General features: G+C 42.4%; 14 protein-coding genes. 1 reads left to right on the top strand and 13 read right to left on the bottom strand.

Annotation, left to right across the window (positions count from 1 at the left end):
• Positions 1-50: 50 nt before the first annotated feature.
• From MHB64_RS03905 to MHB64_RS03880, 6 genes are all read right to left on the bottom strand, one after another.
• Positions 51-344 carry a transposase gene (locus tag MHB64_RS03905; protein ID WP_094870025.1) on the bottom strand — a complete coding sequence of 98 codons (294 nt, stop codon included), beginning with the start codon at positions 342-344 and terminating at the stop codon, positions 51-53.
• 24 nt (positions 345-368) lie between these two features.
• Positions 369-923 (bottom strand): hypothetical protein, encoded by a 555-nt coding sequence (locus MHB64_RS03900; protein WP_341133774.1) that lies wholly within the window; start codon positions 921-923, stop codon positions 369-371.
• Positions 924-1,097: 174 nt separating this feature from the next.
• Complete coding sequence (locus MHB64_RS03895) at positions 1,098-1,922, bottom strand: carbohydrate ABC transporter permease (protein WP_042193304.1); 825 nt, start codon at positions 1,920-1,922, stop codon at positions 1,098-1,100.
• Positions 1,923-1,940: 18 nt separating this feature from the next.
• Positions 1,941-2,840 (bottom strand): carbohydrate ABC transporter permease, encoded by a 900-nt coding sequence (locus tag MHB64_RS03890; protein WP_094870022.1) that lies wholly within the window; start codon positions 2,838-2,840, stop codon positions 1,941-1,943.
• A gap of 72 nt (positions 2,841-2,912) precedes the next feature.
• Positions 2,913-4,229, bottom strand: a complete 1,317-nt coding sequence (locus MHB64_RS03885; protein ID WP_094870021.1) for an ABC transporter substrate-binding protein — start codon at positions 4,227-4,229, stop codon at positions 2,913-2,915.
• 58 nt (positions 4,230-4,287) lie between these two features.
• Positions 4,288-6,381, bottom strand: coding sequence for an amylo-alpha-1,6-glucosidase (locus tag MHB64_RS03880; protein WP_341133773.1), 2,094 nt, complete (start codon positions 6,379-6,381; stop codon positions 4,288-4,290).
• A gap of 232 nt (positions 6,382-6,613) precedes the next feature.
• On the opposite strand from MHB64_RS03880, the gene MHB64_RS03875 reads away from it, so the two are divergent.
• Positions 6,614-7,624, top strand: coding sequence for a LacI family DNA-binding transcriptional regulator (locus MHB64_RS03875; RefSeq protein ID WP_094870019.1), 1,011 nt, complete (start codon positions 6,614-6,616; stop codon positions 7,622-7,624).
• A gap of 94 nt (positions 7,625-7,718) precedes the next feature.
• Here the strand turns inward: MHB64_RS03875 and MHB64_RS03870 are convergent, their stop codons facing one another.
• From MHB64_RS03870 to MHB64_RS03840, 7 genes are all read right to left on the bottom strand, one after another.
• A complete protein-coding gene (locus MHB64_RS03870) occupies positions 7,719-8,372 on the bottom strand; it encodes a M48 family metallopeptidase (RefSeq protein WP_341133772.1) in 654 nt (217 codons plus the stop codon).
• 99 nt (positions 8,373-8,471) lie between these two features.
• Complete coding sequence (gene gtfA, locus MHB64_RS03865) at positions 8,472-9,917, bottom strand: sucrose phosphorylase (RefSeq protein WP_341133771.1); 1,446 nt, start codon at positions 9,915-9,917, stop codon at positions 8,472-8,474.
• A 15-nt stretch (positions 9,918-9,932) separates the two neighbouring features.
• Positions 9,933-11,615, bottom strand: a complete 1,683-nt coding sequence (locus MHB64_RS03860; RefSeq protein ID WP_341133770.1) for a glycoside hydrolase family 13 protein — start codon at positions 11,613-11,615, stop codon at positions 9,933-9,935.
• 45 nt (positions 11,616-11,660) lie between these two features.
• Complete coding sequence (locus tag MHB64_RS03855; RefSeq protein ID WP_094876838.1) at positions 11,661-12,497, bottom strand: carbohydrate ABC transporter permease; 837 nt, start codon at positions 12,495-12,497, stop codon at positions 11,661-11,663.
• The gene (locus tag MHB64_RS03850; protein WP_094876815.1) at positions 12,497-13,381 is read right to left on the bottom strand and encodes a carbohydrate ABC transporter permease; all 885 of its coding nucleotides are present in this window, start codon (positions 13,379-13,381) and stop codon (positions 12,497-12,499) included. The genes MHB64_RS03855 and MHB64_RS03850 overlap by 1 nt, the downstream gene beginning before the upstream one ends.
• Before the next feature lie 84 nt (positions 13,382-13,465).
• Positions 13,466-14,761, bottom strand: coding sequence for an ABC transporter substrate-binding protein (locus MHB64_RS03845; protein ID WP_341133769.1), 1,296 nt, complete (start codon positions 14,759-14,761; stop codon positions 13,466-13,468).
• A gap of 318 nt (positions 14,762-15,079) precedes the next feature.
• Positions 15,080-16,072, bottom strand: a complete 993-nt coding sequence (locus MHB64_RS03840) for a LacI family DNA-binding transcriptional regulator (protein ID WP_094870013.1) — start codon at positions 16,070-16,072, stop codon at positions 15,080-15,082.
• Between the last annotated feature and the right edge of the window lie 78 nt (positions 16,073-16,150).

Raw genomic sequence — 16,150 nt, 5'->3', positions numbered from 1 at the left:
AACATAAATAGGAGTGTCCCTTCACGAGGACACTCCTATTTTTAATTAAATCATACATAAACTTCTTCATACGTCATCAACATTAAGCGATAGACCAGATACACTCCAAGATAAGCTCCCGTTATAAGGAACATTGGATTCAAAAAAATCGCATGGATCGAGGTCATGAATACCGTGTTATCTCTTAATATTTCATATATGGCTAGGGCAGAAATATTGCCTAAAATAAGCGTAGATAACACAGAAGCAACATTAAAAACAATACGCCACTTTATCCATTTATGTTGTATCATTAGCATCGCGACGGGAACCACTATACTGCCAAATACGATTAGAAATTTCATTTAGCCAGCCACCTCAGTATCTCTTTAATCCTCCAGTTCAACACTTTCAATTTGCCCCTCTGCATTCACTGTCCACTCGATATCAACACCTGGCATCAATCCAAGCTTGTCCTCATCTTCGATCACTACATGATCGGGGATGGCTAGGGTCTGCTCTCCCCCACCTTCTACTTTAACGGTAACCTGTCTACCATTAGACGTAGTAATCTTCCCTTCATATTCAATCTGCTGCAAAACAATCTTTTGGCTCGGATCCGTAATGGTAACCCGCTTGCCGCCGTCTGTCAGCAGCTCAATCTTTTTATGATAGCCATCCTTTAAAGTGACTTCCTTCATGACTCGCTGAACGCTAACATCCGCCGGAAGTCCCTCTGTATTTGTACCGGATGAGGCACTGGGTTGTTCTGTTGCATGGTTCGTAGGCGCAGGTGCAGTGGCATCTGTTGTAGACGTTGGAGTTACTTGTGTGGTTTCATTGGCAGCATTAGAGCAGCCACTTAATAGGACAGTGCAGGCACAGCTCAAACAAAGAATTGAAGTTCGAATCTGGCGTTGTGAATTGCCTTTATTCTGTGTCATCATTTACCTCCGCATTAAAATTTCTTCCAGTTCTATTTAGTGAACATAGTTTTACCTCTTCCCTTCCTTTTATACCCCAACTTCCCCATACAAGATCGATAGAATGGTAAAAATTCATGAACATATCAAAAAACCGCCCTGATTTAAGATCAGTGGCGGTTCTTGTAAATTAAATTATTTGCTGCCGGTAAACGTAATTCCCTTTATAAAGAAGCGGTTAAAGAATGCATAAATAAGGAGCGCTGGGAGGGTAAACACCATTGATGCGGCCATAATATAATTCCAGTGGCTAATATACTGGCCCTTAAAAGTATTGAGACCTAGTGTAAGTGTGAACATCGACTTGTCTGACATGAACATCAGTGGCTTCAGAAATTCATTCCATGCACCCATGAATACAAAGATCGTCTGAGCCGCCAATGCGGGGATAGCTAGTGGCAGAGCAATGCGGAAAAATGTGCCGAACTTATTTAGACCATCCATCTCGGCAGCCTCCTCCAGCTCTTTCGGAAAGCTCAGGAAGAATTGCCGCATCATAAAGATGAACGTCGCATTTACCATCATCGGCAGCGTCAGCGCAGCATAAGTGTTCAACAAATCAAGCTGTTTCATGATCAGATATGCAGGCACGATAGTCAATTGGCCGGGAATCATCTGTACGGCCAGGATTAGAAAAAACACAACCTTGCTGCCTGTAAAATCAATACGTGCAAGCGCATAACCCGCCATAGAGTTGAACAAGGTATTGCATAGCGTTGAAACTACAGCGATGAGTGCACTGTTGAACATCCATCTGAGAAACAGCGGCTCCTTCACGAAGATGTCGTAATAGTTCTGGAAAGTGAACTGTTTTGGAATAAAGTTGATACTCCCTGACACAATCTCGCTTAACGGTTTAAACGATGAGGATAGTGCCCATAGGAAAGGTATGACCGTCACGCACCCATATGCGAATAACAGGAAATACAGAACCACCTTAACCCCTTTGGAATAGTTAATTACCACCTGATCGTCCTCCTAGTTCAGCTTCTCTTCGGAGAATAGCTTCCGCTGGATCAGCGTTACGATCATAATGACCGCAGCCAGCATGACAGCGAGCGCAGAAGCGTAACCGAAGTCGAGATTTTTAAACGCATACTGATAGATAAGCAGAGCCACCGTTAAGGTGGAGTTATTCGGACCGCCGGAGCCAGCCGAAAAAATATACGATTGATCGAATAGCTGAAAGGTACCGATGATTCCCATGACTACCGTGAAGAAGGTCGCCGGCTTAATCATCGGAAGCGTAATAGAAATAAAACGTCTAAATCCACCTGCCCCATCCAGCATGGCCGACTCGTACAATGCATCAGGGATATCCTGCAGTGCAGCTAAGAAGACTACCATAAAAAAAGGAGCAGTAGACCATATATTCATAAGCATGATCGCCTTAAGAGCGACCGCCGGATCTCCAAGCCAGTTGTAGCCATGCAAACCTACGAACTCAAGCACACGGTTCAGCAGACCGTTTGAATTGTAAATCCACATAAAAATAAGTGACAATACCGCCGAGGAAGTAACCGTCGGCATAAAAAAGACGATTCGGAAGAAATTTTTAAATCTAAGCTTAGCATTCAAAATAACGGCTAATAAAATAGCAAATGCAGTCTGCAAAGGTACAACGAACAGCGCAAAGGATGCCGTGTTTTTCAGCGCAATCCAAGCTCTCTCGTCACCAGCCATACGTGTAAAGTTATTGAATCCAACCCACTTGTAACTGACATCACCAAGTAAATTTACCTTATGTCCTGATAAATAGAGCGAATAAAAAACTGGCAGGAACAAAAAAGTGCCCAGTACAAGAATAGTAGGAAGCAGGAACAGATAGGCCGTCACATTATTTCTTAGCTTCTTTCTAAATGTTGAGACTTGAGTCATGCTTCACTTTTCCTTTCGGTTCAGAATGAAAGAAGGAAGGGGTGGTCCGAAGACCCTCCCCCTTCAATCCGTTTATTTTGCTGCTTCAATTTCCTTATTCGCTACATCTTCAGCTTTCTTCATGGCATCCTCAAGCTTGGAGTTGCCCATAAATGTATCTACAAATTGGTTATTGAAGTTATTAGTGATGGTAGGCAGCGTAGATGCGGCTTGCCATGGTGTTGCATAAGAGGCACCCGCTACAATTGCTCCACGCAGTTCGTCCTTGTCGTAGCCCAGCTCCTGTGCGACAGATTTCCGTGTAGGAAGTGCGAACCCTTTGCTGGTCCAGGTCTTCATTCCATCCTTTCCTGTCAAGAAAGAGATTAACTGCCAAGCCGCTTCTTTCTTCTTCGATTGCTTGTTCATTACATAAGCTACCGTAAAGGCCATTGTGCCTTTCGTACCATTCACCGTTGGAAGCTCAGCGGTAGCATAATCCAGATCCTTGTAGTTGGATTCCAGGAATGGAATCGCCCAGTTGCCTTCAAATACGATAGAAGCCTTGCCTTGCCCGAACATTTCTCCACCCCAGCCAGCGCCTACTTCCTTAGGCTCACCGGAGGATTTATCAACGTTGTGCATATCTACAACAAGCTGCAAGCCTGGGAGTGCTTCCGCAGATGCGAAGGTTGCTTTGCCTTCTTCGTCAGAAACTTTTCCACCGAACGCTTGGATCATGAACATCTGACGTGCAAGCTCAGGCGCAACGCCGAAGCCATAACGAGTGATTTTATCTCCTTCTTTTTTAGTCAGCTTGATCGCGTCTGCTTTCAGTTCATCCCAAGTTGTTGGAGGCGTCGTAATTCCCGCTTCGGCAAAATCCTTTTTATTGTAGAACATAGCGAGCGTAGAGAAATCCTTAGGGAATCCGTAAGATACATCATCTTTCTTAAAAGCATCGACCATTGGCTGTTCAAAATCTGCAACATCAAACTCAGGTGTCACATAGCTGTCCAATGGCTCCAGCACATTAGCTTCAATGAGACCAGGCGCCTCAAATGCGTCCAGGTAGAAGACATCCGGGCCTTCTCCACCTATGAGTCTAGTCTTGATAACATCCATGTATTGATCGGCAATAACTTCGTAATTTACTTTCACATTCGGATATTTAGCTTCGAACTCCTTCAGCGTCTGATTTAACAGGTCCTGCTCTTCTGGACTCGCTCCCCAGCCTGCAAGTGTAATCGTAACCGGCTCATCCGTTGTCGGTGCTGCTGTTTCTTTATCTGTGCTATTGTTTGTTGCAGCCGTTCCTGCGTTACTGTTTGTTTTGTTGCCACCACATGCGGTCAACATTAGTCCAGAAACCAGCATCAAAGATAGAATTATTAACCCCGATTTTCTCATTTTCAATACAACCTCCTTAGTATTGTCAGGCTTTTTATATAAAAAAATTACGTATTGCCTATAGAATCACCAATTCATAGCCAGTCTGGTTAGACAAAATCTCCAGCTTCGGCTCGTTATCCACACGACTAACTCGCAGGCTGAGCGTGCCATTGCCAATCTGTAATTGCTCCACCTTTAAGTCATTCATACCGTTTAGAAGTGCAGGCTTGATCGTAATTTGCCGGGTTAGGGCATTCGGTTGAAGACCAAGCAGTGCTTGCACGAAGGTCAATGGTGTTCCAGCCGCCCATGCTTGCGGAGAACAGGCTACCGGATAAGGAACCGGAGCACCGAGCTGGTCACTGTAACCACAATACAATTCAGGCAATCTGTAATATTCAAATTGGTCAGCTGCGTTCAGTAATCCTTGCATAACGGTGATTGCTTCCTCTGTGAACCCGGACTGACTAAGGCCAAGCAAACAGAGTGAGTTATCATGTGGCCATACACTTCCGTCATGGTAGCTCATCGGATTGTAACCTGTAGCCGCAGTACTCATGGTCCGAATACCGTATCCTCCGAAGAGATCAGGGGCTACCAGTCTTGCCGCAACTGCTTTTGCCCGCTCTGGCGAGGCGATTCCTGACATTAGAATATGTCCTGCATTCGAAGTAACGGAGTCTACCCGTTTCTTATCCTTATCCAGGGCGATTGCATAAAATTGCTCATCATTCATCCAGAAGTCTTCCTCGAAACGGGTTCGCAGCTGAGCTGCATCTTTTTCCATAACCTCTGCCTGTTCTTCGTGACCTAGGCTTTTGAAGATAGGAGCAAGTCGAGTCAGCGCCTGATACACATAACCTTGAACCTCTACTAGCGCGATTGGGGCCTCCGCATAATCACCATTACTATGAATGACGGAATCCGCAGAATCCTTCCACCCTTGATTGGCAATTCCCTTGGATGACTTCTGATAATACTCCACAAAGGAATCTTTATCATAATCGCCATATTCTTTAATCCAATTCAATGCAGCGTTGAGATGCGGCATTAACGAGCTAACAAAATCAAGATCTCCTGTCCAGTGGTAATACTCAGCGGTAAGCAGCAGAAACAGCGGTGTTGCATCGATTGTGCCGTAATAAGGTGTGAACGGAACTTGGTTAGTAGCCGCTAACTCTCCATACCGGATTTCGTGCATCACTTTGCCTGGCTGCTCATCGCGCCACTCATCTTCCTTCTGGCCTTGGTAGGCAGCCATTGTAAGTAAGGTTCCCTTAGCAATTTGAGGATTCGAAGATAACATTTGCAGCGCTGCAATCAGGCTGTCGCGTCCAAAGGGAACGGAGTACCAAGGTAAGCCTGCAACCGGAAACTGCCCATAACCAAGGTCTGTGAGCAGCACCCGTAAATCTTGAACCCCTCGATGGTACAGCTTGTTAAATAACGGCATATCACTGCTGATGGAGGTCGATGAAGCATTCCAACTAGCGTAAGATGCTCTGAGCTTATTCATCGCTTCCTTAGGTTCATGCTGCAGCGGCTCGTTGCCATTTATCATCGGGGCAATAAAGAAAGCGATTTCAACACTCTCCTGATGCTTCAGCTCGACATCGAAATGTACCTCACCTGTCTCGCTTATTCGGCTTTCCTGAGTATCCCATTTCACCTTGGTTTCTCTCAGTAACTCATCTGCCCCGAGATAACTGATCACTCTTTCACCTGGAGCACTTCGTTCACCCGTCTTACTCCCTAGCTTGCCATGCTGAAACCCACGAATCACGAACATATCTGTAAAATCCGCATCTAACAGCACAGAGAAATCGAATTGGATGGCTTTTGGATAATAACTTGTTAACTTGAAGGTCTCATATAATGCACCCTCATAAATAAAGCGGGTACGTTCAATCTCTACAGACTCACGCCATAAAATCAATTTACCGTCTTCCTCCATATGAGGATTGGTAAGACGAATGGTAGAGATATAATTCTCATCGGCAGCCGAGGATAACAATATCGGTCGCTGATTATTAATTCGGATTTCCATTCGGCTTAAGAAACGGGTATCTCTAGTATAGAGACCTAGACCCGATTGATCATTGTCCGGTATGTCCCCACTTTTGTCCGTCATTAGAAACAGATCATTTTCTTTAATAACTCGATAATTCAAAACTTCCCCTCATTTCTTCGCTGTGTATCCGAAACGTTTCGGAAAAAGCACAAAAAAATATATGTTTCAGATAATCTAATGCTCCACAGACTTACCAAAACGTTTCGGATAAGGTATAATCGAATTATAAATCATGATGAAAGCATTTACAAGATGCTTTTTATATTTTATTTTTTAATATTTAAATACTACATATTGCCTTATTGTCCCTAAATATGAAGGAGGTATCGTAATGGTTACTATAAAAGATATTGCCAAAGCCGCCAGCGTATCCGTAACTACCGTCTCCCGGGCCTTAAATGGTTATGACGATGTTAACGAAGGTACTAGGCTCAAGATCCGAACTATTGCAGACCAATTAGGCTATAGCCCTAACATGGCTGCCAGATCGCTTATATCCAAAAAAACAAAAACGCTGGGTCTCCTACTCTCCAATGTTACAAGAGATAGCTCCAAAGACAATATAGCCTTTGAAGTATTATGCGGGATCAATGATCGTTCAGGAGAGCTGGATTATGACCTTGTACTCTTCAGCACAACCCCGCAAAAGCAAAGAGTGAAATCCTATAAGACATTATGCCAAGAAAGAGGTGTAGATGGTGTCATTATTATGGGGATTCGACTGGATGATCCCTATCTCAAGGAAATCGTATCCTCTGATATTCCTTGCGTGCTCATTGATATTACACTTGAAGGGCCAAATGTCGGTTATGTCACCTCTGATAATACAAAAGGGGCGCTTCAAGCAGTAACTCATCTGCTAGAGTCAGGGCATCGCCATATTGCTATGATTAACGGACATACCCAAGCAGATGTAGCACTTCTTCGATTAGAGGGTTACCGTCTCGCCCTTGAGAATTACAGTATTCCTTTTGACGAATCCCTCGTTTTTAATGGATTATTTTCCGAACAAGGAGGAAAAGAAGCCGCTCAGCAAATAATGTCCAGCCATCCTGAGGTCACTGCTATTTTTTGTGCAAGTGATTTGATGGCGCTCGGAGCTATGCAGGGTGTGAAGGAAGCCGAAAAATCGGTGCCCGAGGATATTTCAATTATAGGTTACGATAATATTGATCTGACAGCGTATTGCACACCCGCTTTGACTACAGTGAACCAACATAAATACGAGTTAGGAACCAACGCTGCTCAGATCCTCATAGATCTACTAGAGAAACAACAAGCTATTCATCATGTCATGCTTCCTAGCGAGCTAATAAAAAGAGATAGCGTTCGAACCCTTTAACTCCCTTTGGAAACCATTAAACAACTAAAAAAGGATTTCCCTTCATTAGGGACATCCTTTTGGTTGTATGAAATCATGAATCAATGCTAATTTATTACAGCGTCATAGCACGCCCATATCTAGCTAAATACTCTTCCTTCTCCTTATAATCCGGCATGAGGCTTCCAACCTTTCGCCAAAAAGAGCGGTCATGATTCATATGAAGTAAATGACACAGCTCATGGATGATTACATAATCGATAACCTCCACTGGAGCCATCGCTAAGCGATAGTTAAAGGTTAGCTTTTTATCCGAGCTGCAGCTTCCCCACTTGGTTACAGACTCAACAATGTCAATCGTCTTAGGCTTTACTCTAAGCTGTGTCTGATATTTAGGGATCCGTTCGCCTACAATCTTCTTACAGCTAGCGAAATAGAATTTCTTCAGCTTAAGCTTAAGCTCTTCCTCATTTAAATCCCCTGTCTCTATTAACTCATGCAGCGAATAATATTTGCCTAAATACAGGAATTTACCCTCGTCTTCATACTCTTTGAGCTTTGGTGTTTCTCGGTTCGCTTCAATGCTCCGCAGCTTCTCCACTATCAATTCCCCATTGCGCTCAACCACGCTTTTAATCGTCTCTTCACTTGTTTTCTTGGGAGCTTTGAGCGTTATACGCCCTGAAGAATCTATATGAATGGAGATTTTCTTGCCGTTTCCATATTGAACATTAAACTCGATCACCTGATTGTCGTACTCAATCTTCATACCCACCATCGTTTCTATAAGGTTATTCGCAAAAAAAGGAGAACGCGTTTAAGCGTTCCCCCTATTTTAACATGATTCATCAATACACTGGATACTACCTTATAATACAACCCTTTCCCAATCCGCTAACTTTTCTTTTTGTGAAATCGTAAATGCCTTGGTTAACAGATTCGCTTCCAATTTCGCTTCGTTCAACAGATTTTTCCAAGCTATCACCACATTATTCTCATCCAACTGTTCAATCTGTATATCTCCATCAAAGGCTGGATTACTATTTCTGAATTTCAAGATATTAAAGAGCTTCTGCACGACTGGGCGCTCAACCTCAACATCTATCTCTTCTTGAGTATAATAATGCCGATTAATATTCCGTCCTTCTTTGGTCTTCTCCAGAAGCTCTATATCATTCACTCCAGCCAGTAACCCCACATAATAGATCTGCGGTATACCCGGTGCAAAGCATTGGATGGCTCTCGCCAGCAGGTAAGCCTGATCATCATTACCAAGTGCTGAATAATAAGTACAGTTGATTTGGTAAATATCAAGGTTGTTATACGCTTCGGTGCTGTATATTTTTTTGACATTAGCGCCTTGGCTATAAAGGCTTTCTCTTGTCATTTCTGCTTCTTCATCACTCAAAAGATCCTTTACATCCACCACACCAATACCATCATGCGTGTCTAGTGTTGTAAACTGTTTTCTCGGGCAAATCTCCAGCCAATGCACCAACCGGTTTACTTTCCCACTAAATAAAGCATGCAGCACCAACATTGGTAACGCAAAATCATATACATAGTAATCCTGTTCTGCAATTTTTAACTGGATGCTATAATGCTCATGAATTTCCGGCAAAACGGTCACTCCGTAAGGGGCAACGGTCTGCTCAGAGTGATTCAGCATCTCCCAAATATCCGGCTCAACAAAGAAACAATTCGTACCGATTTTTTTGTTAGCATATGCGAAAGCATCTAGTCGAATAATCGAAGCTCCTTTTTCAGCCAAAAACGTTAGATTGTCCGTTATGAATTTCCGCGTCGTTTCTGTAGTCACATCCAGATCAATCTGCTCTTCATCAAAGGTACACCATACTTTTTCCATGCTACCATCCTTAAAGGTAACCTCTACGTATGGAGCGCGTGGTTTACGCTTATAGATTAAATCCACATCTTCCTGAGTGGGCTCCCCGTTCGGCCAAAAATCCTTGTACCGGATAAACAGATCCGCATATTCTGATTCATCCTTTTTCTCAAGAAAGTCCTGAAAATAAGGAGATTGTCTTGAGATATGATTAATCATAAAATCAAACATCATATAAAAATCCTTACTCATGGCTTCGACGTCCGCCCAATTGCCAAATGCCGGATCAACCTTGGTATAATCCATTGGTGCAAATCCTCTGTCACCCGAAGAAGGATAAAACGGTAGTAAATGAACACCTCCAACGACGCCTCGCAGATGCTTATCTAATATTTCGTTTAATTCTTTTAAATTACGCCCGAGGCTATCTGCATAGGTAATCAACATAGCTTCATTCTTAATTTGCATCATAAATCCCCCTATTTAGATTTCGGCTGCATCTGCACTCTTTTCCCCTTTGCAGATCAATGCCTCATAAGGCCTCAACAGACCCTTATCATGATTATTAAGGTTAGACAGTACAACATGGCCTGCAAGAGGATCAGTTAACGGAATGGTTTGATCCGTAAAATTACAGATTACCGTCCAACACTCATTCCCGTAAGTTCGAACATATCCGCCTAGCTCATTCGAGTCCACATAAATCTCATGATAATCACCATAAATTAACGCTTTATTGTCCCGTCTCAGCTTGATTAATTCCCGATAAAAATGAAGGATAGAATTATCGTCTTGTAGCTCGTCCTCCACATTAATCGATGAGTAATTCGGATTCACATTAATCCATGGCTCCCCATTCGTAAATCCGGCCATAGGTTCTGAACTCCATTGCATCGGTGTGCGGCCCTGATCCCTGCTTCTGATCGCTAAATAGTTCAGGATATCTGCCTCAGACCTACCCCGTGCAGTTTCATTACGGTGATAATTTAAGCTCTCAATATCTCTATACTCTTCAATTGAAGCCATGAAATAATTGGTCATTCCAATCTCTTGTCCTTGATAAATAAAAGGTGTTCCTCGCATGAAGAAATAATAGGCAGCCAGCATTTTAGCTGAGTCTTTATGGTATATCCCGTCGTTACCGAATTTTGAAACCGAACGTACATGATCATGATTCTCCATAAAAAGTGCCATCCAGCCCTTATTGGCTGTCTCAAGCTGCCATTTAGATACTGCGTGCTTAAATTCAGTCAGCTTCCAAGGATGATAGATTCCTTTAGCCATTGGCTTGGCATCCAGATCTACATGATCAAATTGAAATATCATATTAAAGACGCCGTTCTGCTCATCTACATATTCATGAATTTGCTCTATCGGAACCCCAGGAGCTTCCGCAACCGTCATCACATTGCGAGGTTCAAGAACCTCCTGTTTCATCTCGTGAAGAAAATCCAAAATTCCGGATTGATTCAAACAAGCTTCAGCCAGAGGAACATAGCGGCGGTCGTCTTCAGACTTAAGGTGCGGAAATTGCTGATTCTTTTTAATAAATGTGATCGCATCAATGCGAAATCCGGCTATTCCCCTGTCAATCCACCAATCCATCATGGAAAAGATGCTTTGGCGAACTTCGGGATTCTCCCAATTGAGATCCGGTTGTTTCTTAGAGAAACAATGTAAATAGTATTCCTCTGAGGTCTCGTCATATTCCCAAGCTGAACCTCCAAAATTCGATTCCCAGTTGGTAGGCTCCTGACCATCGTTTCCCGGCTTCCATATATACCAGTCACGCTTAGGATTGTCCTTAGAACTTCTTGACTCCATAAACCAAGCATGTTCATCCGAGGTATGATTCGCTACCAGATCCATGATCATACGGATTCCGTACGCTTCCGCTTGTGCGATCAATTCGAGCATATCTTCCATACTTCCAAACTCATCCTGAATTTTATAGAAATCCCGAATGTCATACCCATTGTCATCATTAGGTGAATCGTAGACCGGACACAACCAAATAACATTGATTCCCAAATCCCTTAAATACCCGAGTCGGTTGATGATTCCACGCAAATCTCCTACTCCATCTCCATTTGAATCCTGAAAACTCCGGGGATAAATTTGATAAACTACACTTTCTTTCCACCAGTTGCTGTTTCTAGTCTCCATAACTCCACACTTCCTCCAGCACCCGAGTCTGGGGCTTTCTTTATCTTATTTAATAGCGCCTTGGCTGACGCCTCTTATGATGTAACGTTGACCGAACAAATAAGCAATAAGAATCGGCAGGATCGTTAACAGAAGTGCCGGTATCAACAGCTCCCAGTTATTCATATACGTTCCGTTAAACACCTTCATCTTAATAGGCATAGTAAAATGGTTATCCTTAGTCAACACCAGTGAAGGCAGCAGATAATCATTCCAAATCCATAACACATTCAGAATCGCAATGGTCACCGATGTTGGAGCTAACATAGGCAGTACAATCTTGAAGAATGTCTGTCTACGATTACATCCATCGAGCAGTGACGCTTCTTCCAATTCATATGGAATCGACTTCACAAAACCATGGTACATAAATACCGATAACGCACTTCCGAAGCCGATGTAGAGAATAATCAATAATGGAATAGGCGCTGCGTCGATCCAATGAAGCTTTGCCCCGTAGATATAAATCAGGGGAATCATAATGGACTGAAACGGAATAATCATGGAAGCCACCATTAGAGCAAAAAAACCATTATTAAATTTAGTCGAATGTCTCACCATGTAATAGGCGGTCATTGCTGCAAAAACACCAATGAACAGGACACTGAAGAAGGTGACTACGACTGTATTTCTAAAGGAAACAAAAAAATTCATTTTATCAATGACTTCAGCAAAATGCCCAAAGTTTAAGCTGGTCGGCAGTGAAAAAGGGCTTTCGAGAATTTGACCATTACTCTTGAAGGAATTGACGATCATAAGAAAGAACGGAAAAACAAAAATGATGAAAAACATAACCAAAAATAAATACGTCAGAATCACGGAAGTTTTTCGTCTAGCATTCATCATGCAGCAACCTCCAATTTCTTACTGAAATAAACCTGCAGACCCGTAACAATTGCAACGATAGCAAACAGCACAAAGGCTTCCGCTTGACCCACACCATAATTATTTTCGATAAAAGCCTTTTTCACCACATGCATCGATACCATGGTTGTACTATCATAGGGTCCGCCTGCTGTTAGAGAATAGTTAACGTCGTAAACCATAAAGGCATTCTTCAGCGTTAAAAAGATGGTAACTACAAAGGAAGGGACCATCAGCGGTAAAGTAACTTTTCTCAACCGTTGCCATCCATTGGCGCCATCAATCGTGGCTGCTTCCACTACATCCTTTGGCACATTAACTAAACCAGCCACAAAGATGATCATCATATAGCCCGCAGATTGCCAGATCGACACGATAACAATGGCCCAGAAAGCCAAATGTTCATCCCCTAGCCACCCTAAACGCAGCCACTCTATCCCGAACTTCTCACCAATAGAAGGCATAGTTTGCACGAATATAAACTGCCAGATGTAACCCAAAATCAAGCCGCCAATCAAATTCGGTGTGAACAGAGAGGTTCGAAAGAAATTTTGCATCTTCACTCCGGAAGTCACTAAATAAGCCAATATAAAACCGAGAATATTAATGATAATAACGGTTGTCACAACAAACTTAACGGTCAATAAAAGAGAATCCCAAAACTTGGAATCCGTAAATGCTGTCTTATAGTTAGCTAAACCTGAGAACTCTATCGGATTTAATGGAGAGGTCATATTGGTAAAGGTCAGATATAATCCATATGCAAAAGGAATCAGTACTGCAATCGTAAAGAAAATGATCGTGGGACCGGTGAAAAATAACTGGTTGCCCATTCGTTTGATCAGACGTTTTTCTGATATCATACGTTTAGCACACCCCTAATTGCTTTAAGGAGGAAACAGGCGAGAGTGAACCCAACCCGCTTCCCCAATTCAGCAAATGATTAATTACTTTTGGCTTTTGTAATAGGTTTCAATAGCTTTGGCAAGATCGGCACGGGATTCTTTTTGAGCGATATATTTCTGAATATCCGGTGCAAGAATGTTACCCCAATCTTCCACCTTCACATAGTTTGAACTGAACGGCATCGTATTGCCGGCTACCACAGCATCCGCAATCGCTGATCCGAGTGGATTATTAACTTTCAAAGTGTTGTTCTTAAAAGCGGAGACCACTTGTGACTGATTCACCAGAAAATCTTGACCTTTTTCATCGTATACGAGCCAATTCAGGAACTTCTTAGCTGCTTCTTGCTCAGTCGGCGTTGCCGCTTTATTAATGACCAGGATATTAGTTGGACCTGCCGCAATCTTATTGTTAAGTGGATTGTCTGGATTGTTATCTACCGGAACAGGTATAAATCCGAAGGATTCTCCACTAACGGCTTGCAATGAATCATAGGCCCAGTTTCCGTTAAACAGAATAGCTGACTCCCCTTTACCCACACTTACATGCGCATCGTCATAGTACTTGCCCAGTGGACGTTCACCATATTTGTTATATTCTTTCGATACCAGTAGATCCATCGTATCGTAGTAACCATTCCAAATATCATTACTTGCTAAATCGAATGTTCCCGCTTTTAGTTGATCTACAATTGTGTTTGGATCTTCTGCCTGATTCACAAACTGTGTACTGTAATGGTTCGCTACAGACCAGTTTTCGGTTTGATAGGCAACCGGATATTTCACACCGGAAGCTTTAATTTGATCTAATAATTCTTTTAGTTTGTCACGGGTATTAATAGAATGCGGATCGAAAGTGCCGCCAACGGCCTTATCAAGTACACTCTTGTTATATACGAGACCGAAGCCTTCTATTGAGAATGGAAAGCCGGCAATTTTCCCCTCTGCGTCTTTAACGCCATAAACCGTTTCTTCATTCCATTTCTCACCTGAAAGATCTATACCGAAATCCTTATATTTGTTCACAATGGAATCGGGGGACATCATCGCCATAGTTACCGTTTTACCGGATGCCGTAAGTTTATCCAGCAAGTTAACGGTATCACCAACAGCTCCAGAGACAGCCTCAACCTTGATATTCGGATTCGCTGCCATGAAATCTTTAGCTGCTTGTTCCCATTGGGAAGCGATTTCACCTTTTCCGTTCGTAATAATTATGCTGACTTGTTCATCCTTCGAGTTCGCTGCCGGACTTGATCCCGCTCCGTCGGATCCACCACAAGCTGTCAATGAAACAGCAAGCAAAAGAACAAATAATAAAACAGATATCTTTTTCAAACAAAACCCCTCCATTTTGTGCTTTTTTTATATGCTAGACCCCTATAAAAGTCTGAACATCAGATTGATACCGTTTTCATTAATTCAAAAATCCCTTCATTCATTTAGCTGCTTTATATCCTAGAAAGCTTTCTTGCCTGTATTGTAACATCACTTGGTATCGGTTTCAATATAATTTAAAGCTAAGTTTATAAATTATTCAGAACAACCACTGATAAACAAGGTTATTCCAGTTAATTATTGATCATATACAAGTGGTATCGATACCAAAAAAGATAAATAAAAAGCGAGTCTGCATTGCAAATTCGCTTATCAGTGTTAAGTAGATTCTCGGACTACCAGTTCAACCGGAAGCTCATAAGTAACTGACTCTACATTGGAATCATCCAGCATCTCCATAAGAACTTCCCCTGCCTTACGCCCCATCTGCTCTATAGGCTGCCGTATAGTCGTTAATGCGGGATCCAACATTTCAGCGAGGGGCTGGTCATCGAAACCAATGATCGCCAGATCTCGCGGGATACTTAACCCTTCCTTTTTCGCAGCCATCATCAAGCCACCAGCAATTTCATCACTGCCTGTAAACACAGCGGTTGGACGATCCTTCATTTCAAGCAAGAGTTTCATTACTCTTTTCCCATCTTCAATGGTATGCTGGTTGACCAAAATCCAGTTAGGATTCACTTGAATCCCGGCCTCTTCCAATGCTTTTTGATAACCTAGGTTACGGTCTTTATCTTTCCCGACCTCGGTAAACAGACCTCCCGTACAGTAAGCAATTTTACGGTGACCTCTTTCAATTAGGTGCTTGATTCCTAAGTATGTACCTTTAAATTGATCCAGCCGAATCATCGGAATTTTTGCATGACTCACATATTCATTACATAACACAATAGGCCCAAATTCAGTATACGGTTCAATGACTTTCCAATCATTCTCAATGGATGCCATGATGATGCCGTCCGCTTGTTTGGTCTTCAACAAATTTAAATAGGTTAACTCTCTCTCCTTATCCTCATTAGTCTGACAGATCAAGGTTTGGTAGCCGTTTCTGTAACCAACCTTCTCTATGGAATCAACTAAATAGGAGAAAAAAGGATTCACAATTCTAGGAACTACGACAGCTATCGTTGTTGTCACTTGTCCTCTTAATCTTCTTGCTGAGAGATTCGGGGTATACTCAAGCTCTTCCATTGCTTTTAATACCAATTCTCTTTTATCTGCTGAAATATGAGGATAGTTATTTATTACTCGGGATACGGTCGTCTTAGACACTCCTGCTAGACGCGCCACATCTAAAATATTTGCCATTTCTACACTCACTCCAGATAGGGACAGTTTTTGAAACCAGTTTCAATCATTTTATCTTATAATATAAAAAAATGAAAG

Origin of the sequence: Paenibacillus sp. FSL K6-2859 (genome assembly GCF_038008265.1) — a bacterium.
GTDB classification, from domain to species: Bacteria; Bacillota; Bacilli; order Paenibacillales; family Paenibacillaceae; genus Paenibacillus_AQ; species Paenibacillus_AQ nitricinens.
Note: the sequence above shows the minus strand (reverse complement) of the source record. Positions and strands in the feature narration are given on the sequence as shown.